Source organism: Tangfeifania diversioriginum, from assembly GCF_900141875.1.
GTDB classification, from domain to species: Bacteria; Bacteroidota; Bacteroidia; order Bacteroidales; family Prolixibacteraceae; genus Tangfeifania; species Tangfeifania diversioriginum.
In genome coordinates, this window is the sequence record NZ_FQZE01000029.1 from 1 (window position 1) to 21,549 (window position 21,549).

A 21,549-nucleotide genomic window follows, 5' to 3' on the forward strand; every position below is an offset into this window, starting at 1 on the left:
GTAGTTGGTACTCTTAAAGATACGATAAATAACGTAATCAACCAACTGATAGTCAATATATTAATCATATAATTTTAAAAATTTAAACAGTTTCTTAGCAATCATAAAAATTTGATACATTTGCTTAATAAATTGAAACTTTAAAAGAACAATACAAAAAATGAATACACCAGATTACCTCGATCAGGCTGTCAATATCGACAAGCTTGACGAAAAAATTCTGAAACTTATAACCCAAAACGCACGAATACCTTTCCTGGAGGTAGCCAGGGAATGCGGTGTTTCAGGAGCAGCAATACACCAACGGGTACAAAGGCTGCAAAACATAGGAGTTGTTTCAGGAAGCGAATTTATTGTCACCCCGCAAAAATTAGGGTACAACACCTGTGCATACATGGGCATACATCTTGAAAAAGCTAAATTCCACACACAGGTTGTGGAAGCGTTAAGAGCAATCCCCGAAGTTGTTGAATGTCATTTCACCACCGGACAGTATGCCATTTTTATAAAAATTCAAACCAAAACAAACAAACACTTAAAGCATATTATCGATAACTACCTTCAGGAAATTGAAGGAATTGCCCGGACAGAAACATTTATGTCGCTTGAAATGGACTTTAAACGGCAGGTTCCAATAAAATAAACTAAATGAGCCGGTACTAATCCGGCTTTTTTTTGACCATTATTTTTTGATTTTTTCTAAATTTGACAGAAAACAGTAAAAATGACACTCAGAAATAATTTAGATGATGTTGACCTAAAAATTCTAAACAGTATAACCCAAAACGCGCGCATCCCCTTTAAAGATGTTGCCAAAGAAGTTGGAGTATCCAGAGCAGCCGTGCACCAGCGCGTAAACCGAATGATCGACCTAAATGTAATTATTGGCTCCGGGTACCATATAAATCCGAATAAAGTTGATTTTAAAACCTGCAGTTACATCGGGATTTTTCTCGACAAAGGCGGGCTTTTTTCAGAAGTAGTTGAAAAACTCAAGCTGATTCCTGAAATTGTGGAATGCCACTATACCACGGGGGAATACGCTATTTTTATAAAAGTTTATGCGAAAGACAATGAACATTTGAAAAAGGTACTAAGCAGCGAGATTCAAAAAATACCCGGCATTGCGAGTACCGAAACTTTTATATCGCTCGAAGAATCTTTCAAAAGAACCATTCCGGTAAACAGTTAACCACGCTGGCGAACTGCCTCGTAAATCATTAAACCTGCAGCAACCGAAACATTCAGCGACTCAATATTTCCAAAAAGCGGAATTTTTACCTGCTCGTCAGCCAATTTTAATATTGCCGGCGAAATGCCCGTGTCTTCAGCTCCCATAACCAAGGCAAGTGGTACATCCATTTTTGCCTCGGTATAATTTCTTTCTGCTTTCTCGGTAGAAGCAACCACTTTCATGCCTGAATCCTTCAGGAAGTTAATTGCCGAAGCTAAATTTGAAGACCGGCAAATGGGAATTGAATGCAGGGCACCTGCCGAGGTTTTAACGGCATCGGCACCAATCCGCGCCATTCCTTTTTCAGGAATGACAATGGCATGCACACCACCACATTCAGCAGTTCGCACAATGGCGCCAAAATTTCTCACATCAGTAATCTGGTCGAGTATAAGCACCAACGGCTCAACGCCCGACTCAAACAAACCAGGCACAACCATCTCAATATCAGCAAATTCAACTGCCGATACAAAAGCCAGAACGCCCTGATGATTTTTCCGGGTAACGCGGTTTATTTTTTCTAACGGCACAAACTGGAAAGGAATACTATTCTCTTTCACCAAATCAAAGAGCTGACGAAATAAGTCATTTTCGAGCCCTTTTTTAATCAAAACTCTTTCAACAGGCCGGCCGTTTTTAATGGCCTCAATAACAGCCCTCGTTCCAAAAATAAAATCTTCTTTATTCATTACCAGTATTTTTTCTTTTTCCAGTTTTCCAGTTCTTCATGCTCCCTTTCCCACCTTTTTAGCGTCTCCTCGAGTGTGGCTTTCAGTTCATCGTATTTCTTAAATACCGTGTTATCATTAACCACTTCGGAAGATGACAGTTGTTCGTCCATCTCCGAAATTTCGGTTTCAAGCTTTTCAATTTCGTCTTCTGTATTTTCAACCTTCTTTTCGAAACGGGTAATCGATTTCGAGATTTCCTTGCGTTCTTCAAAGCTTAAATCCATGGTATTGGAAACGGCTTTTCGGTCACTGCCCTTCCTTGATTGACTTTTTTTGTTTGCTGCCTCCAGTTCTTTCAACGATTCCATCTTCTTTTTCTGAAGGAACTCGTAAATACCACCAAGGTGTTGCTTAATTTTTTTATTTCGGAATTCAAAAACACAATCAACCATTCCATCGAGAAATTCACGATCGTGTGAAACAACTATTATAGTTCCTGAAAAATGAATCAGCGCATTTTTCAGAATTTCCTTCGACTGCATATCGAGGTGATTGGTTGGTTCATCGAGCACAAGCAGGTTTACTGGCTCAAGCAACAGTCGGATCATGGCCAGTCGTGATTTCTCGCCCCCGCTAAGCACTTTCACTTTCTTCTCCACATCTTCGCCCGAAAAAAGGAATGCGCCCAAAATATCGCGTATTTTAGTCCTTGCATCACCGGTGGCAATTTCGTCTATTGTTTCTAATACGGTGAGATTTTCATTTAAAAGTTGCGCCTGATTTTGAGCAAAATATCCCACCTTAACATTATGGCCTAATTTTAAAAACCCTTCATGTTCAATTTCATTCAGAATAATTTTGACGAGTGTGGTTTTTCCTTCTCCGTTACGGCCTACAAAAGCGATTTTGTCTCCATTCTCCACATTCAAATTAATATCATTCAACACCAGGTTTTCGCCATATTTTTTGCTGATTGCCTTGGCCTCAACTACAACTCTTCCTGAACGTGGTGCCGGAGGAAATTTAATATTTATCGCTGATTTATCCTCCTCCTCTATCTCAATCCTGTCCAATTTCTCAAGTTGTTTAATACGCGATTGCACCTGCACCGCTTTGGTTGCTTTATACCTGAAACGCTCGATAAACTTTTCAGTATCCTCAATCATTTTTTGCTGGTTGCGGTAGGATGCCAGCTGAACTTCACGCTGTTCTTTTTTCCATTCCACAAAATCGGAATACTTCATTTTCTGATCGGTAATTCTTCCAAGCGAAATTTCAATGGTGCGGTTACCAACTGCATCGAGAAATGCTTTGTCGTGCGAAACCAAAACCACCGAGCCTTTATAGTTTTTCAAAAAATTCTCAAGCCATTGGATTGATTCAATATCGAGGTGATTGGTGGGCTCATCGAGTAAAATCAAGTCCGGCTTTTTCAACAGGAGTTTTGCCAGTTCAACACGCATCCGCCAGCCTCCGCTGAATTCGGATGTTGGCCGGTCAAAGTCAGTTCGCTCAAACCCCAGTCCCAGGAGCGTTTGCTCCAGCTCTGCCTGGTAGTTATCGCCGCCAAGAATTGAATATCGCTCGTTCAGCTCCGATAACTTATCCAGCTTCTTCAGGTAGCCATCAGAATGAAAATCAGTTTCTGAAGATATTTCGTTGTTTAACGCGGCAATCTTTTTTTCAATTTTTAATATTTTATCGAAAGCCAGCATTGTTTCGTCAACCAATGTTTGGGTATCAGTTAACTTCATTTCCTGCGGGAGGTAACCAATTGTAGTGTCTTTAGGCAAACTTACTTCTCCCGAACTGGGCTCAAGTTTTCCGGCAATGAGCTTAAGCAGCGTGGTTTTACCAGCGCCGTTTTTACCAATTAAACCAATGCGATCGTCGGGCTGAATCAAAAAACTGCTGGAGTGCAACAAATCAAAACCACCAAAACTTATACTTACTTTATTTAATGAAATCATAAATACTAAATCAGAGTGGCCAAAGATAATGATAATGAAGAAAGTTTAGGGCAAAAAAAATACCCTCGCGGGTAAAAAAAAGGAAGGGGAAAGCTATGGACGCTTTTTGAAGATGATTGATGATTTACAAACCCCTAAACACAAAACCAATCATAAATACAGAAGATGCTTTCCCCTTTTTTAGCTCTATTTCTGAAAATAAAACCAACCATTAAATCATAACAAATATAGGTAAAAAAGATTCTACAATAAAAATAGTTACCCTACAAATATGGATAAAACAGGGGGTGCCCCAACTGTTTTCCCAATATGGGAATCATTGTATCTATTTGGGAATAAGGATTCTTGGATAAAAACGCTCAAATAACGCATAAACACTATATTTGCAGAAAAAAAATGGGAAGAAACAGGAAAAAACCATATTACGAGAAAATTCAGATTGAAGACATCGGCTCGGAAGGAAAAGCACTGGCAAGAGTTGGTGAATTGATAGTTTTTACCAAATTAGCCATTCCGGGAGACGTAGTTGATTTGCAGGTTACCAAGAAACGCAAAAAATACCAGGAAGCATTTGTTGCAAAAATTCACGAGTATTCAAAAGACAGAGTGGAGGCGTTTTGTGAGCATTTTGGCACTTGCGGTGGCTGTAAATGGCAATTCCTTCCTTACCAAAAACAACTTGCCTACAAGCAAAAGCAGGTAGAAGATCAACTGAAAAGAATTGGCAAAGTTTCGTTACCTGAAGTTTCTCCTATATTGGGTTCAGAAAAAAATACATTCTACCGAAATAAACTTGAGTTTACCTTTTCGAACAAAAAATGGCTGACAGCAGAAGAAATTGAATCAGGCAAAGATTTTTCCAATTCGGATTCCCTGGGTTTTCATGCTCCGGGCATGTTCGACAAAGTAATTAACATTGAAAAATGCTGGTTGCAACCTGAGCCTTCCAATAAAATCAGAAACTTCATTTACAATTATGCGATTGAAAACAATCTCGATTTTTTCGATATCCGCGAGAAGAAAGGTTTTCTGCGCACATTAATTATCAGGACCAGCAGTACCGGCGAAACAATGGTAATTCTTTCATTATTTCACGAAGATGAAAATAAAAGAATAAAACTGCTTGAGGCGTTAAAAGATGAGTTCCCTGAGATTACTTCACTCATGTATGTTATAAACGAAAAAGGAAACGACACCATTACCGACCAGGAGATTGAACTTTTTCACGGGCGCGACCATATTTTTGAGGAGATGGAAGGCCTGGAGTTTAAAATAGGCCCGAAAAGCTTTTACCAAACCAATTCAGAACAGGCTTACCGGCTGTATAAAGTGGCACGCGATTTTGCCGACCTGAAAGGCAGTGAAACAGTTTATGATTTATATACCGGTACAGGCACAATTGCTAATTTTATTGCCCGCAATGCAAAAAAAGTGGTAGGAATTGAATATGTCCCGGAAGCCATAAACGATGCAAAAATAAATGCAGAAATAAACAAAATTGACAATACCCACTTCTTTGCAGGGGATATTAAAGAAGTAATGAGGAACGCATTTATTAAACAGTTGGGCCATCCGGATGTTGTGATAACCGATCCGCCGAGAGCTGGAATGCATAAAGACGTAGTTGCAACTTTGACTGCCATTAAACCTGATAAAATTGTGTACGTCAGTTGTAATCCTGCAACCCAGGCTCGCGACGTTTCATTATTGAGTGAATTCTACAAGGTGAGCAAGGTACAACCGGTTGATATGTTTCCACACACCCATCATGTGGAAAATGTGGTGCTTCTCGAAAAAATTATAATTTGAGAGGTTATTTGTCTTAAATTTAGTATATTGATAACCCAAAATCTATAAAATCGGGAAAATGAAAAGGACACTATTACTTTTAATGGGTTTATTACCTATGTACTTATTGGGTCAAACTAATCAGGAATTTCTGGAAAACGTAACCATCAAGGTTGAAAAAACACAAATTAACACCGCAGCCAGTGATTTTGGCCCTGCATTTGTCGAAAACCAACTGTGGTTTTCAGCATTTGACAATGCTGAAATAAACAAGTTACAACAAGGTGAAACCGAAAATGTATTCTACAACATTTTTGCTTCGCCGGTTGATTCAAAAGGACACCTTCAATCCGGCAAGCAAGGAAAACTTAATGAAATCAGCGCCGGGTATCATGCCGGACCGGTTTCCTACTGCCAACAAACCGGAGAACTGTATGTAACATTGAGTAATTTCGAAAATCCGGATGTGAAGAATGTAGTTTTTCAAAAAGCCAACATTCCTTTAAAAATTATTGTACTGAAAAAATCGGGTTCAGGGTGGAGCTACGTTAGTGATTTACCTTTCAATAGCTCGAAGTATTCAGTAGGTCATCCGGCAATTTCAGTTACCGGCGACACGCTCATTTTTGCTTCCGACATTCCCGAAAAAGGAAATGGCGGAACTGATTTGTACATGACCGTTCGGGAAAACGGAGAATGGGGAGAAATGGTAAACCTGGGCGAAAAAATCAATACCAGCGGCAATGAAATGTTTCCATTCCTGCACGAAGGCAAACGATTAATTTTCGCTTCAAACGGATTATCATCAGGGCAAGGCAACCTTGATATTTATTACGCAAACATGTCGGGAGCCGGCTTTAAAACACCGGAAAACCTAAGGGAATTAAATTCACCTGAGGATGACTTTGGGCTGGTTATCCATCCCGAAGGCGAAGTTGGTTATTTGGTTTCGCAAAAATCCGGTGGAGAAGGTGACGACGACATCTACAAAGTTATTTTTGAAGGCGAGTACGATCTCAGGTTACTGGTTCAGGATGCCAACACACGCGACCCCATTGGCAATGTTAAGGTGAATTTTAATGATAACACCTCGCTTTATACCAACAACCAGGGAATAATTACCAGGGATCTTGATGGCGATACGGAATACTCAGCCATAACTGAACACGAAGGCTATCAAAACGAATCTAAGTCATTTTCAACCAAAAACAAACCGTATGGCACAGTGGAGGTTGTTTTGAATATTGAAAAAGTTGAGGTCGGTCAAAAATTCGTAATGGAGAATATTTATTACGATTTCGACAAATGGGATATTTTACCTGAATCGGAAGTTGAGCTGGACAAGCTGGTGAAAATAATGAAAGATAACCCATCATGGGAAGTTGAACTGGGCTCACACACCGACTGCCGCGGAAGCGATGCATACAATGAAGAACTGAGCCAGAAAAGGTCGGATTCTGCTGTAAACTATATCGTTTCGCAGGGAATTTCCAGGGATCGCATAACTGCAAAAGGTTACGGGGAAACCCAGCTTGTAAATGAATGCGACGATGGTGTTGACTGCACGGAGGAACAACACCGGAAAAACCGCCGTACTGAATTTAAAATTTTGGGCATGGATTAATCTCAAAAGAATTACTATACTTTGAAAGCTGTCTTAACTTTTAAGGCAGCTTTTTTTTACCAAAAAACGGTGCCATAAATGACACCGTTTCATAATAAATTCTTCTTACACAAAGTTTATCCCAAATACGTTTTAAGTAACTTGCTTCGCGAGGTATGCCTTAACCGGCGAATGGCTTTTTCCTTGATCTGACGAACCCTTTCACGGGTTAAACCAAAACGTTCACCAATTTCCTCGAGAGTCATTTCCTGGCAACCAATTCCAAAAAACAAGCGGATAATATCGGCTTCCCTTTCGGTTAGCGTAGCCAGTGCCCTGTGGATTTCCCGCGCCAGCGATTCCTGAATAAGGGTACGGTCGGCATTGGGCGAATCGTTGTTAACCAACACATCGAGCAAGCTGTTGTCTTCTCCGTCAACAAAAGGAGCATCTACCGATACATGCCTTCCGGAAACACGGAGCGTGTCGGAAACTTTATCGGCAGGCAATTCGAGTGAATCAGCCAGCTCTTCGGGAGAGGGCTTCCGCTCGTGTTCCTGTTCGAATTTGGAGAAGGCTTTATTGATTTTATTCAATGACCCCACCTGGTTTAACGGAAGCCGGACAATACGCGATTGTTCTGCCAGTGCCTGAAGGATAGATTGCCTAATCCACCAAACCGCATAAGAAATAAATTTAAAACCACGGGTTTCGTCAAATTTTTCTGCTGCCTTAATCAGCCCCAGGTTTCCTTCGTTAATAAGGTCGGGCAAACTAAGCCCCTGATTTTGATACTGTTTAGCAACAGACACCACAAACCTCAGGTTTGCCCGTGTCAATTTCTCCAAAGCAGCCTGATCACCCTTCTTAATACGCTGGGCCAGTTCAACTTCTTCTTCAACAGTAATTAATTCTTCCTTGCCAATTTCCTGCAAATACTTATCCAGCGAAGCACTTTCACGATTGGTAATAGACTTTGTGATCTTTAGCTGTCTCATAAACTCTTCTTAAAAAAACGTGCAAATATAGAATATTATTATTTAGCGATCAAGGTGGAATCCATCTTATAGTTATTGTTAATACTTATTTAAAGGTACCAAATACATTTATTAATCAACACCAAAAACATAGTAAGCAAGTTCTCCATTGGGATAAATGCCTTCAACTAAAATTCCTCCTCTCGCATTCCCTATCTCTCTTTTTAAATCATTTACCTCGTAAATTGGTTTTTTGTTCACATGTGTTATAATAAAATTTTCTTCCAAACCGGCATCTTTTAATTTTCCATCTTCCAGTTTTATAATTTTGATGCCATTCTCAATGTCAAGATTTCTTTTTTCTCTTGTACTGACTTCATCAAACCGGGCACCGAGAACAGTTATATTATCGCGCACAATTTGAGTGTCACCGTGTTTATTACGTAAGGTAACTGTAAATTGTTTCCTGTCGCCGTTTCTTTTAATACCAATTTCAACATCGTCTCCCGGACGGTAGCGGCTGATTTTTTCCTGCAACTCGGCCGAAGAATTTACCCGTTCGCTTGCCACACTGATAATTACATCGCCTGATTTTATGCCGGCATCGCGTGCAGCACCGCTTTCCGTAACTTCACCAACAAAAACACCTTCCACCTTGTCGAGGTCATATTCTTCAGCAACAGCTGCTGTAACATCTCCAATTCTCACTCCGAGCAGCGCGCGCTGAACTTCGCCAAATTCAACTAAATCTTCCACAACTTTTTTCACAATTGAAACCGGCACAGCAAATGAATAGCCTGCATAAGAACCGGTACGCGAGGCAATGGCTGTATTTATTCCTACAAGGTTTCCCTGCTGGTTTACCAAAGCTCCCCCACTGTTGCCACGGTTCACCGCTGCATCGGTTTGTATAAATGACTCAATTGATAATTCTTCGGCATTTATTCCAAGGTTACGTGCACGCGCACTAACAATTCCTGCGGTTACAGTTGATGTTAAGTTGAAAGGATTACCAACTGCCAGTACCCACTCCCCAATTTTCAAATTATCTGAATTGCCATAGGTAAGAAACGGCAAATCTTCTGCTTCAATTTTTAACAATGCAATATCGGTTGATGGGTCGGCACCAACCAGGCGGGCTTCAAATTCGCGCTTATCGTTAAGAATGACCTTTATTTTTTGTGCTCTTTCAATGACGTGGTTGTTGGTAACAATATATCCATCGTCTGAAATGATAACGCCAGATCCGAATCCCCTGGCAATTTGTGGTTCCTGCTGGCGAAATCCGAAAAACTCATCAAATAAAGGATTTCCGGTTGACCATCCGCCACCACGCACAGACTGGGTGGCAATATGCACAACTGAGTGCACCGATTTTTCAGCAGCATAAGTCAGATCGGGAAGCGATGCATCTCCATCCGAATAGGCAGCAAACCGAACCGGTTGTTCTTCTTTAATTGTAACAACTTCGCTTTTGGCAAAAAAAGAGCTGTAGATCCAAACAGCCAAAAAGGCACTTGCCACTGCCAACAAAAAAGTTAAAGCATATTTTCTTGTATTCTTCATGGTTTTAATTTTTTAAAATTTTGCGTATAAATGAACGCAAATATGCTGCCAGTGTTATTTTTCACTCAAACCTAAAAGGTTCATTTTGCATTATTTAACAAACAAAACAAGTAATTGTCAAAAAATGACAAAAAAAATTTCACTAAAAATGAAATTTTGTCAGTTATGTTATTTTGTACCTTTTTCTGGTACTACAAACCATTTCGAATCGAGTTCTTCCGGTTTATATTCTAAAATATAATTTAATGCTTCTGCTGCATTATGTGCTGAATAGTATAACTTCCGGTACACCTCTTTTGCAAACAATTCGGAAAAAGAGACTTCAAACTGTTTGAAAAGGTATTTAAAAAAGTTGTTGGTGTTAATGAAAACAATGGGTTTTGAATGATAAGATAATTGCCGCAAAGTTAAAACTTCAAGTATCTCCTCAAGTGTTCCAAACCCGCCGGGCAGCGCAATAAATGCATCAGACAGCTCACGCATTTTGGCTTTTCGTTCCTGCATGTCTTTGGTTGTAATAACCTGGTGTGCATTGCTTGAAGCCAGCGATCGTTCAATCAATCGTTCAGGTAAAATTCCAATTGTTCTTGCTCCGGCCTCAGAGGCTGCAACGGTTACAGCCTCCATCAACCCCACATTTGCCCCTCCGTTTATCAGGGTATGGCCGTTTTCGCCAATCAATTTTCCCAAAGTCCTGGCTTCTTCAAAATAGACCGGATTAATGGCATTGCTTGACGAAGAAAATACGCAAATGTTCATAAATAATTCCGAAATAAATTAAGTGAGATCCTGCTTTACAAACTATGCATCAATATTGGCGTATGTTGCATGGTCCTCAATAAACTTACGGCGTGGAGGCACATCGTCGCCCATGAGCATTGAAAAAATGTGATCAGCTTCAGCAGCATTATCAATTGTAACCTGCTGCAAGGTCCGGTTTTCAGGATTCATGGTTGTTTCCCACAGCTGTTCAGAATTCATTTCACCCAAGCCTTTGTACCTTTGCTGATGGATGGCGCTTTCAACACCGCCGGCCCATTCCTCAATTACCTGGCGCCGTTGCTGTTCGGTCCATGCATAAGTTTCTTTTTTCCCTTTTCTCAGAAGATATAACGGAGGAGTGGCGATATATAAATATCCGCGTTTGATAAGTTCCTGCATATACCTGAAAAAGAATGTCATAATCAGCGTTGCAATGTGGCTTCCATCCACATCGGCATCGGTCATGATAATAACTTTGTGGTACCGTAACTTATCGAGATTTAGCTCTTTTGAATCATCTTCGGTACCAATTGTTACGCCCAAAGCTGTAAAAATATTTTTGATTTCGTCGTTTTCGAAGATCCTATGCTGCATAGCTTTCTCCACATTCAGGATTTTTCCGCGCAGTGGAAGAATGGCCTGAAACTTTCTGTCACGGCCTTGCTTTGCAGTACCACCGGCAGAGTCACCCTCAACCAGGAAAACTTCACTCAGGGTAGGATCTTTCTCCGAGCAGTCGCTCAACTTACCGGGCAAACCGCCACCCGACAGGGCGCTTTTACGTTGCACCATTTCGCGGGCTTTGCGGGCAGCGTGGCGAGCCTGTGCAGCCAAAACAACTTTATTCACAATAATTTTGGCCGATTTCGGATTCTCTTCCAAATAAAGCGACAAGGCTTCGCTAACTGCCTGGTCAACAGCAAGACTGACTTCTGAATTTCCCAATTTTGTTTTGGTTTGTCCTTCAAACTGGGGTTCTGCCACTTTTACCGAAATAACGGAAGTTAACCCTTCACGAAAATCATCGCCACTGATATCAAATTTCAATTTGGAGAGCATCCCCGATTGTTCGGCGTAATTTTTCAGTGTCCGGGTCAAACCTCTGCGAAAACCGGTTAAATGCGTACCACCTTCAATGGTATTGATATTGTTTACGTATGAATGAATATTTTCCGAAAAAGTGTTGTTGTATTGCATGGCAATCTCCACCGGAACATTATTCTTTTCAGTAATAATATGAATCACGTCGGGCGTTAATTTCACCCTGGTGTCATCGAGGTACTGAACAAATTCCTTTAATCCTTCTTCAGAGTAATATTCATCAACCCTGATCTCCCCTTCTTCATTTTTTTGGCGTTCATCTTTCAGTACCATCCGGATGCCGGCATTCAAAAAGGATAGCTCACGCATGCGGGCTTCCAGTATTTCGTATTTATAATTGGTGGTTTGAAAAATGGATTCGTCTGGTTTAAAAGTAATTATGGTACCGGTAACGTCCGAGTCACCTATTACCTGCACCTCACCTTTAGGTTTTCCAATTGAATATTCCTGCGTCCAGACTTTTCCGTCGCGGTGAATTTCGGCTTTTAAATAGGATGAAAGGGCATTTACACAGGAAACACCAACACCGTGTAACCCGCCTGATACTTTATAAGAATCCTTATCAAACTTACCTCCGGCGTGCAAAACCGTCATTACGATTTCAAGGGCCGACTTATTATCTTTCGAATGTTTTTCAGTTGGAATCCCACGGCCATCGTCACGTACTGTAATGGAATTATCCTCATGGATTATAACCTCTATATTGTTGCAATAGCCTCCCATCGCCTCATCAATAGAGTTATCAACCACCTCGTAAACCAAATGGTGAAGCCCTTTTTCATTGGTGTCGCCAATATACATCGACGGACGCTTCCTTACAGCTTCGAGTCCTTCGAGTATCTGAATACTTTCTGCTGAATAAATTTTACTCTCGTCAAGGGGGATAATTTCCTTTTTTATATCAGTCATTCTATATTTTTTAATTTAATAAACTATTTTAAAAAAATGAATGATAATACACTGGTTATCATTCACTTCAAAACATTGATTTTCAACTCCTTTTCAACAAATCAGGAAGTCAGGAAAATCATCGTGCAAATATAACAAAAATAACCAAAGAGACGGGGATTTCATGCTGATTACAATCACGTTTTTTCAACAAGTTATCAACCTGAAAATGAGCACAAAAAGAAGTCTTACAGCCTGCAGATGAAATGTAAAATTTACTGTTAAAAATTCACAAACTTAACATCGGCTAAAATGCGTAACTCAGCCCTCCGAGTACATTAAAACTTTGTACCGGATAGCCCAGCCAGCGCTGGTATTTTTGAAAACCAAAATTATTGAGTTGCGCGAATACCGAAAACCTTTCGGTAATCTTGTAATTGGCATTAAAATTCAGGTCGAAAACCATGGGCAAATTATACGAATGTTGCCGCACATCAGGATCAGCCAGAAGTTTGGCAGATAAAACCGGACGCGGATCAAAACCGTCGTGTTCAAGAATGAGGGCTTTTCGCTGGCCGGTTAAAAACAGGTCGGCAGTTACATCTAACTGTTTTGAAACCTGGTAACCGGCTGATATTTTTCCATCCCACTGTGGCATATTCCATGCTTCCTCCTGATTTTTCATTTTATATACATAGTAATTACCCGAAATCAGCAGGTTCATCTTTTCAAAAGCAGCATGGAAAATCTCCACGTTAAATTTCAGCAGGTCGAGGTCATCATACAAAACATCAAAATCATTATCGGTAATTGATGGTGCCGGAACAGTTCCCGGGTCAGGATACACATATTTAAAAAGGTAATAGAGCGGCTGATCCTTTATCATTGAATAATCAACGGCAATTTTAAAATTGGTTTTTGTGGCAAATTTTCCATCGAAACCGCCATAAAAATGAAATTTCTCAAAACTATTTTTCACATCGTGTTGCGGATCCACAAACGGATTTTCGTAGGCAATTTTTGAGTAGTGGTTATTTATGAAATTGCCGTCAACGCCGGCAAAAATATTGATAATCTCTTTCACCGGTGCAAAATTGACTCTCACATCCGGCGCAATTTTAGCCACTGCATTCGTATCGTTGTCGAGCACAAACCAGCTTTTAAAACCCACTTTCAGGTTAGCCACATCACCTCCAATCCGGTATGCCGGCTGGGCGGTAAGCCAGGTTTGCTGGTCTTTGCCAACCTCCATTAAAGTGCGGTTAAAAACATCGGTGGCCTGCACAAATGTGGCACCAGCTTTCAATAATCCTTCGCCTGAATCAAAAGGTTTTCTGACATCGGCTGTAAAATTTCCGTAATGCTCGCGCTGGTCGGTTTTTGTTCCGAAATAGTGATACAAAAAATCGAAATCGAAAGCAAATTCGCGGTTGCGGGCCATGCTGTTGTCGAGGTTGATATTAAAGGTTCCTTTGGAAAATGTTTGCCTTGACCCAAAATAGTTAATTCCGTGGTCTTCTTCAAGCAGAATTTCCGGCACGGGCTCGTTGGGATAACCGTAATAATTGAACCCCTCATGATCGAATTTAAGGTTTACTGACAGGATCGCGTTGCGGTAGAGGTGCTTGACAAACATCTCGGCTTCGTTTTCAGAATACGGTGCTTTCACGCGGTCATCACCTTCAAGCTTAATTTTCCCGTGCGACGACAAGTGCCTTCCATGTAAACCAAAAAGCGTGTTCCGGCCATTTTTACTATTAAAGAACACCTCCGCGTAAGGGCGGTTATAATTTCCTACACCGGCCCTTACCAATCCCAGTCCTTCAGGTTCATCAGGCTCCGAACTGAATGTGGCCGCTTTTAATGTATTCACCGAAAAAGTATTGAAAATGGGTTGCGAAAATATGCTGTAAGTAAAGCTGGGTTTTTCCTGATCCTCATCTTCAATCCTCGGCATATCGCTTATTTTATTGGCACCTGAAATGGTAGGGGTGTAATCTTTCACTACTTCAACTTCCTGTGTCAGCGTGGTATCCTGTTGTGCAAAAGCAAAAGTTGAAGCAGTTACAAAAAATGAAAACAATATGTATTTTAACTTATTCCTGAACATATTCATTGTTTTTTTAATTGTCGTTAAATTCTAACTGGAAAGAACTGTCGCGGGCATTTTGCTCGTCTTTCTGTTCCTGGGCTTCAATGGCTGCCAGCTTTTGAGCGGCCCGTTCTTTTACCCCATCGTTGTCGGCACCGTAATTTTCAACTACACTGCGCAGGGTATGTTTTGCCTGAAAATCATCACCGCGGTCGATGTAAATATCAGCAAGGAGCAAAAATGATTTCCCGAGCCAGAACTGAAACGGTGTTCCTTTCGCAATAAAATCCATAATTTCCTCTTCTGCCTGCTGTTTCTGATCGCTGTTGTAATAAATTTCAGAAATCAAAAACTTCGCCTCAGCGCCTTGTTCCAGCTTGGTGTCGGTTGCCACAGCTTTCAGTGGCTCAATGGCAGCCTGGTGGTTTCCGCTGAGGTAATGGGATTTCCCTGAAATAAAGTTGGCTTCGCGCATCCACGCTTCATTTACCACATCCGAGTTTTTTACTTTTTGTGCTGCACTGATAGCTGCCTGGTAGTTTTCCAGTTCAAAATTACACCTCATCTGGCCGGTATAGGCTTTCAGGTTATTCCATTTGCTGCCGGCAACTCTCTCGAGCTGATTGAACAACTCAAGCGCTTGTGCATAATTATTGGCATTGAACGTTAATTCCGATGCCCGTGAAAGCGCCTGTTCACTGAAAATATTATTGGGCTGCTGTGCCACATAAGTGTAATGTTCGTTGGCCTCTGAGAATTCACCTTCTTTATAAAGCAATTCAGCCAGATAGAAATGGGAATTGGTGGCAAAACTGCCATTGGGGAACTGCCGCAGATAATTTGAAAGCTGCGAGGCAGCCTGGTCGTTTTGCGACATGTAAAGCCGCTCGGCTGCCATGTAGGTCATTGAATCCTGTTCCGATGTGGTCACATTTACCCCACCGCCCAGCTGGTTGGTATAGGCAAAATATTCATCTACATTATTCATTTCAACATAACAGTTCTTAATTCCCATCAAAGCCGTTTGAGCTTCGGACGAACCCCTGAAATTTTCCACCACGTTTTTAAAATGGCTCACCGCCTGGCTGAAATTGCCGCTGTTATAATTAATTAATCCCATTTGCAAAAGCGCCTTCCGGTAGAAGTTACTTTCAGCATGGTTGTTTATTATCTGTCGGTAATTTTGTGTTGCTGCCGTGTTATTGCCAAGTCTTTCGTTGGCGCGGCCCAGCTCAAAGAGGGCATCATCGGCATATTCAGAATCCGGAAAACCTGTCTGCAACCTTTCCAGTGAATTAATTTTTGCCTGGTACTGACGCAACAATCCCTGGCAAAAGGCAATCTGGTAAAGAGCATAATCAGGTTCAAACAAATTCATGTCAAGCGAATGCTGATAGTTTTGCTTTGCCAGTGTATAATCTTCATTCAAAAAATAATAATCCCCCACCCGATTGTAGGCATCAGCCAGTTTTTCACTGCGCTGGTCTTTGGCCGCATTAATGTAGTTCCGGAAATGCTGACCAGCCGACTGGTAATCTTCCAGTTTAAAATAGGCATAGCCCAGGTTATATTCCGCATCCCTGAATTCGGACAGTGAAAAAGCACCGGGCGTTCGTAAAAATTCTGAATAAGCTGCAATCGAACTGTTGTAATCGCCCACGCGGAACAAAGCTTCAGCTTTCCAGTACAGTGCCCGGGCATTTATTTCCCGGCTGTGGCTGCCGTGGCTTAACGAAATATCAAAGTAATCAATAGCCTGATTGTAAGCGAGATTATTGAACAGTTCGAGCCCCCTGAAAAAAGTTACCCGCTGGTAGGCCCTCAAAATTGAAGGTGTTTTATTTTCGATTTTCTCGATTGAACTGATGGCATCCTGGTAATTCCGGGTAACCATAAAAACTTCGGTTAAATAGCGGTAGGCTTCCGAATTTCTTTCTGAATTGGGGTACAGTTCAATGTAGCGATCGAAAGCTTTAATGGTTTCGTTGAAAGGCGAATAAGAAAGCTCGTAGGTTAATTTGGCGTAGCTGAACAAGGCATCTTCTTTTATCCGCTCATTAAAATCGAGTTCCGATGCCGCCTCAAAAGCGACTCTTGCCTTCTCTTTCTCATCTACTTTTACGTAGGCATCGGCCAGGTGGTAGTAGGCGTTTTGAGCCATTTCGTCTTTTCCTTTCGAAGCATTTTCGAGCAGTGGAACGGCTCCTTCATAATTTTCTGTTGTGTAGTAGCAATACCCCAGAATGTAGTTGTCTTCCCGGGTTTTGGGACCGGAAGTTTCGTAATAGGTTTCAAGGTAAGGGATTGCTTTTTCGTATTCGCGCAAATGAAACCAGGAGTCGCCCACAATTTTCGACAATTCGGTGCGGTGCTCCTCCTCCACGTCATCTAAAATTGAAACGGTATAATCAACAACTTCCTGGTACTTTTCCTGCTTGTAGTAAATATGGCTTACATAAAGCGGAATAACACGTGAATAGGTGGGATCGTTGTCAAGTTTGGAAAACCCTTCCAGTGCCGACTGGTAATTCTCGCGCAGGTACATAATATGCGCCCAGTAATAGCTGGCTGGCCGGCTGTAAATATTATTGGCATCCTTAATTTCTTCAAACTCCGCAAGGGCCTGCTCTTCGTTATCCATCATCAGGTGCGAGTAACCATTTTGGTATTTAAACTGAACGCGTTCAAATTCATCCAGCTCAGCCTGATCCACCTCGGCGTAGCTTCGCAAAACAGCGGCATAATGCTTCCGCTCAAACTGATAGCTGCCCAGGTTGAACCACGCGCGGTTGAGATAAGGGCTTTCAGGAAAATCTTCAATGAACCGGTCAACCATTTTGTAGCCTGCCGTTAATCCTGACTTTAAAGCCGATACTGCTTTGTAAAATTGGGCCTCCGAATAGATTTCCGATTTGGGATCAACCTGCCGGGTAATTTTGTCAAATTCCTGGTAGGCAGAGTTGTATTTTTCCTGCCTGTACAGTTCACGCGCCATTTGAATCCGCTCGCTAATATCTTCAAAATAGTCAGTTTGCTGCGCAAATGCCGGGAAAGAAAAAAATAGAAAAAGTGGAATAACTACTAAAATTCGTATAGTTCTCATGCTTTATTTTTTTGAAAATCATTTGATTCTTCCTGCTGACTGCCTGTTAACGCGGCATTTTTCAGCCTGAATCAAATTTCTAAAATAGACATAATCGCTTTCATGGACTGCTAAAAAACATTCAATTTTCTTAACAAGAAACTGTTTATTTCTTTTGTTTAGTATTCAAACGGATGAAAAAATTAAAATTGCATGTACATAATGAGAAAACTGAAATGCAGCCCTGAGTTATAAAAAAGGCTGAAATATTTTTACTAAAATACCTTTTTCGTTTTCCCAGTTCAGCTCACGGGCGGCGGTTTCCAGGTTTTGTTTCCATTCGGCCTGTTTTGCTTGATTTTCCAACATTTCTTCCATTTTTTCGGCCAACAGTTTCGGTTCCAGCGCGTGGATGGTTTCGCCAATTTGGTAGTGCTTTACCAACGTGGCCATTTCAGGCAAATCAGTTACCAGCACGGGCACCCGCGCCCGGATGTAATCGAACAACTTATTGGGCAGCGCGTAGCGGTAATTAAGGCCCAAATCCTCTTCAATTGATAATCCCAGATGGGCCTGCGGGGTGAGTTGCGCCAGCTCGTCAATGGGCAGACGCCCCAAAAACTGCACTTTGTTTTGCAACCCTTCCCTTTCGGTCAACTGCTGCAGTTCAGTTATAATGTCGCCGTCGCCGGCAATGAGCAGTTTTGCGCCCTGCAAATATTTCATGGCCAAAATGGCCTGCTCCAGTCCGCGGCCAATATTCACTGCTCCCTGGTAAAGAATTATTTTCTCGTGGTTTTCTGAAGTATTATCATCGCCGGGGTTAAAGTTTTGCTTAGCCGGCACATTCCGCACCACCCGAAAATCAACTCCATATTTTTCAGTATAAATGCGGGCAATGGAATCGCACACCGTGTAAGCCGCGTTCACTTTCGGAACGAGTTGCTTTTCCAGTCCTTCCCAAATCCGCTGCACCGTGGTGCGGTTCACCAGCTCAGGCACTTCGGTAAAATACTCATGGCTGTCGTAAACCAGCGGTTTCTTTTTAATTTTCGCTGCCAAATAATTGGCCGGAAGCGTATCCAGATCATTGGCCAGCAGCAAATCAAACTTCCTGAAAATCAAAATCCAAAACAGCCTGAAATTATAACAGGCATAAAACAACGGGCCTTTATTAAACAGCAGTTTAAACCTTCGGGTGGAATAACTTCGCGGAGTGAGTTTGGGACTGTGATGCAATTTCCGGCCCGCAAGCAACACGTTAAAACCCATGTCAGCTAATGTAGAACAGGTTTTGTGCACGCGATTGTCCGAAACCAAATCGTTGGTAACCGATACAATTATTCTTTTTCTGGCTGCTAATTTCAAATTACTGTTTTTGGATTTCACTGTAAAAATCGGAAAAAATTTTGAAGCCATGCAACATAACGATGAAAACTAACACCGAACCCCGCCGCCGTTCGTTTGTTAGGGGACAATGAAAAAGACTTTTTACGCTTAATTTTTTGTTATTTTGCAGCAAATAAAATTGTAACATGGCACATTCGCACGGACATACACATCAGGTAACCCACGGCAAAGCTTTTGCCATTGGCATTGCACTGAATATAATTTTTGTGGCGATTGAAATTGTTTACGGGCTCATTGCCAACTCATCGGCACTGCTGGCCGATGCGGGTCACAATGCCAGTGATGTGCTGGGACTGGCCTTTGCATGGGCAGCTGCCTGGCTGGCCTCACTCAAGCCCAGCGGAAAATATACTTACGGATTGCGGAAAACAACCATTCTGGTCTCCATTTTAAATGCCATATTGCTTTTTGGTGCCGTAACGGCCATTGGCTGGGATGCTGTAATGAAACTGCAAAACCCGCAGCCCGTGGGCGGAACACAAATTATGATTGTTGCCGGAATAGGCGTTGTTATCAACACAATTACCGCGCTGCTTTTTATTAAAGGACAAAAAGACGACCTGAACATCCGTGGTGCCTTTTTACACATGGCTGCCGACGCAGGCGTTTCGCTGGGGGTGGTTGTTGCCGGATTGCTCATTCTGCTTACCGGAAAACTCTGGATCGACCCCGTGATGAGTTTCATCATTATTGCCGTGATTTTATGGGGAACCTGGAAACTGTTCTCCGATTCGGTAAATCTGGCGCTGGACGCGGTTCCCAAAAATATTGACGTGGAAAAAGTGCGGTCCTTTATTGAAGAAAAAGAGGGCGTTGAAAACCTCCACGACCTGCACATCTGGGCCATGAGCACCACGCAGGTGGCACTTACGGCACACCTGGTTATGCCCAACGGAAACAATGATCGGTTTATTACCGATTTACAAAAAGAACTGAGTGAAAAGTTTAACATCGGTCACACCACATTTCAAATTGAAAACAGTGACCTGCAACAGTTATGCGACACCGATTGCTAAACATGAAATTTTAAAACAGCATGGAAATTTTTAAGAAGAACGACAAACTGTACCACATCATCGACCACAACTATCACCTGTTGCCCGTTTTGAACCGGTTTGGGATAAATTTGGGGTTTCGCGATAAAACAGTGGAAGAAATTTGCCTTGAACATAACATCAACACCGGTTTTTTCATGGCCATTGTGAACACCTACCACAACGAGGAGTATTTTCCAAGAAATGAACTGCTCACTTTTTCGCCGCTGGAAATAATCAGCTACCTGCGAAAAACACACAGCTACTACTTTTCGTACACCATACCCAAACTCGACGATTTGCTGAACCGGCTGATTGCAAGCAGCCCCTCCGACTTCAAAGGACTCCAAATGGTGGATGTTTTCTACAAAAAATACAAAAAAGAGCTGAGGCAACACATCGACCACGAAGAAGAGAAAGTTTTTCCGTATGTAATCAACCTCGTAAAAACACAACAACCAGACAGCGAATACACCATCCGTAATTTTGAAGAAGAACACTCGAATGTGGAAGAAAAGTTAAATGACCTGAAACACCTTCTTATTAAATACATTACGCCCGATTACGACGAAAATATCTGCAACGACTTTTTAATTACCCTCTCCCTTTTTGAAAAAGATTTGGAAGATCACGCGCGGATTGAGGATAAAATTTTAATGCCCTTAACCATTGAAATTGAAAACAAGCTGCTGAAATGAACAGAAAGATCTTCATCATCCACTCCTCGGAAATTATCCGCAAAGGTATAAACGCCATTTTGCGCAGTTATTTCAATGCTGAAATTATTATGCTCGAAAAAACTGAAGAGCTGAAGGCATTTTGCGAATTGAAAGGCCAGGAAATTGTTATTATCGGCGAGAATATTACAGCCACAAAAATCAATAACTATAAGCTGCTGCAAACAAACAACGAGGTGAAGTGGATTGATTTCATCAATGAAAAAGAAGATCGTGATGAACCGCTCCCCTTTTGCAAGTTTTATATCACCACCCAAACCGGGGCCGTCCAACTGCAAAAAATGGTTTCGCGCTGCCTGAACAAGACCAGGAAACAAACCCAGAATAACGAAAGCGAAGAACTCTCAGTGCGCGAAAAAGAGGTGCTGAAACTGGTGGCACTCGGCCATTCCAACAAGGTGATTGCCGAAAAACTCTTCATCAGCATTCACACCGTAATTTCGCACCGGAAGAACATAACCGAAAAAACCGGCATTAAATCCATCTCAGGATTAACGGTTTACGCCATCCTCAACAACCTCATCGACACCGAAAATATCAATCCCGAAGATTTAATCTGATTAAAATCCCAACATGTTGGGATTTCCGGCCCCGTTTCGTTCATGTAGTTTTACCAAAAAGTTATTGGTAATTA

At 41.6% G+C, this 21,549-nt stretch carries 16 protein-coding genes; 7 read left to right on the forward strand and 9 right to left on the reverse strand.

Annotated elements, in window-relative coordinates; translation table 11 throughout:
- Positions 1-160 precede the first annotated feature (160 nt).
- A complete protein-coding gene (locus BUC07_RS16225; RefSeq protein WP_083578307.1) occupies positions 161-643 on the forward strand; it encodes an Lrp/AsnC family transcriptional regulator in 483 nt (160 codons plus the stop codon).
- Positions 644-724: 81 nt separating this feature from the next.
- A complete protein-coding gene (locus BUC07_RS16230; protein WP_073171972.1) occupies positions 725-1,192 on the forward strand; it encodes an Lrp/AsnC family transcriptional regulator in 468 nt (155 codons plus the stop codon).
- Here BUC07_RS16230 and rlmB read toward each other — a convergent pair.
- A complete protein-coding gene (gene rlmB / locus BUC07_RS16235) occupies positions 1,189-1,923 on the reverse strand; it encodes a 23S rRNA (guanosine(2251)-2'-O)-methyltransferase RlmB (RefSeq protein WP_073171975.1) in 735 nt (244 codons plus the stop codon). The two genes, BUC07_RS16230 and rlmB, sit on opposite strands and share 4 nt — an antisense overlap.
- The gene (locus tag BUC07_RS16240) at positions 1,923-3,875 is read right to left on the reverse strand and encodes an ABC-F family ATP-binding cassette domain-containing protein (protein WP_073171978.1); all 1,953 of its coding nucleotides are present in this window, start codon (positions 3,873-3,875) and stop codon (positions 1,923-1,925) included. Before BUC07_RS16240 ends, rlmB begins: the two co-directional genes overlap by 1 nt.
- 396 nt (positions 3,876-4,271) lie before the next feature.
- Between BUC07_RS16240 and rlmD the strand changes: the two genes are divergently transcribed.
- Both rlmD and BUC07_RS16250 read left to right on the forward strand, forming a co-directional pair.
- Positions 4,272-5,684, forward strand: coding sequence for a 23S rRNA (uracil(1939)-C(5))-methyltransferase RlmD (rlmD, locus tag BUC07_RS16245; RefSeq protein ID WP_073171981.1), 1,413 nt, complete (start codon positions 4,272-4,274; stop codon positions 5,682-5,684).
- Positions 5,685-5,742: 58 nt separating this feature from the next.
- Complete coding sequence (locus BUC07_RS16250) at positions 5,743-7,287, forward strand: OmpA family protein (protein WP_083578308.1); 1,545 nt, start codon at positions 5,743-5,745, stop codon at positions 7,285-7,287.
- Between the two features lie 116 nt (positions 7,288-7,403).
- Here BUC07_RS16250 and BUC07_RS16255 read toward each other — a convergent pair whose 3' ends face one another.
- From BUC07_RS16255 to BUC07_RS16285, 7 genes are all read right to left on the reverse strand, one after another.
- Positions 7,404-8,264, reverse strand: a complete 861-nt coding sequence (locus BUC07_RS16255; protein WP_073171987.1) for a sigma-70 family RNA polymerase sigma factor — start codon at positions 8,262-8,264, stop codon at positions 7,404-7,406.
- Positions 8,265-8,375: 111 nt separating this feature from the next.
- Positions 8,376-9,809: a Do family serine endopeptidase gene (locus BUC07_RS16260; RefSeq protein ID WP_073171991.1), complete on the reverse strand. Its 1,434-nt coding sequence runs from the start codon at positions 9,807-9,809 to the stop codon at positions 8,376-8,378.
- Between the two features lie 168 nt (positions 9,810-9,977).
- Positions 9,978-10,568 carry an LOG family protein gene (locus BUC07_RS16265; RefSeq protein WP_073171994.1) on the reverse strand — a complete coding sequence of 197 codons (591 nt, stop codon included), beginning with the start codon at positions 10,566-10,568 and terminating at the stop codon, positions 9,978-9,980.
- 42 nt (positions 10,569-10,610) lie between these two features.
- Positions 10,611-12,581 (reverse strand): DNA topoisomerase (ATP-hydrolyzing) subunit B, encoded by a 1,971-nt coding sequence (gene gyrB, locus BUC07_RS16270; protein WP_073171997.1) that lies wholly within the window; start codon positions 12,579-12,581, stop codon positions 10,611-10,613.
- Between the two features lie 286 nt (positions 12,582-12,867).
- Entirely contained in the window at positions 12,868-14,670 is a 1,803-nt protein-coding gene (locus BUC07_RS16275; RefSeq protein ID WP_073172000.1) for a TonB-dependent receptor, read from the reverse strand.
- A 13-nt stretch (positions 14,671-14,683) separates the two neighbouring features.
- Positions 14,684-17,755: a tetratricopeptide repeat protein gene (locus tag BUC07_RS16280; RefSeq protein ID WP_073172002.1), complete on the reverse strand. Its 3,072-nt coding sequence runs from the start codon at positions 17,753-17,755 to the stop codon at positions 14,684-14,686.
- 228 nt (positions 17,756-17,983) lie between these two features.
- Positions 17,984-19,102, reverse strand: a complete 1,119-nt coding sequence (locus tag BUC07_RS16285; RefSeq protein WP_073172094.1) for a glycosyltransferase — start codon at positions 19,100-19,102, stop codon at positions 17,984-17,986.
- Positions 19,103-19,269: 167 nt separating this feature from the next.
- On the opposite strand from BUC07_RS16285, the gene BUC07_RS16290 reads away from it, so the two are divergent.
- From BUC07_RS16290 to BUC07_RS16300, 3 genes are read left to right on the forward strand one after another with little or no spacing between them, the layout of a single operon-like run.
- Positions 19,270-20,160 carry a cation diffusion facilitator family transporter gene (locus tag BUC07_RS16290; RefSeq protein WP_073172005.1) on the forward strand — a complete coding sequence of 297 codons (891 nt, stop codon included), beginning with the start codon at positions 19,270-19,272 and terminating at the stop codon, positions 20,158-20,160.
- Positions 20,161-20,180: 20 nt separating this feature from the next.
- On the forward strand, positions 20,181-20,876 hold the full coding sequence (locus BUC07_RS16295; protein WP_073172008.1) for a hemerythrin domain-containing protein: 696 nt from the start codon (positions 20,181-20,183) through the stop codon (positions 20,874-20,876).
- Positions 20,873-21,475, forward strand: coding sequence for a response regulator transcription factor (locus BUC07_RS16300; RefSeq protein ID WP_073172011.1), 603 nt, complete (start codon positions 20,873-20,875; stop codon positions 21,473-21,475). The genes BUC07_RS16295 and BUC07_RS16300 overlap by 4 nt, the downstream gene beginning before the upstream one ends.
- Positions 21,476-21,549 lie beyond the last annotated feature (74 nt).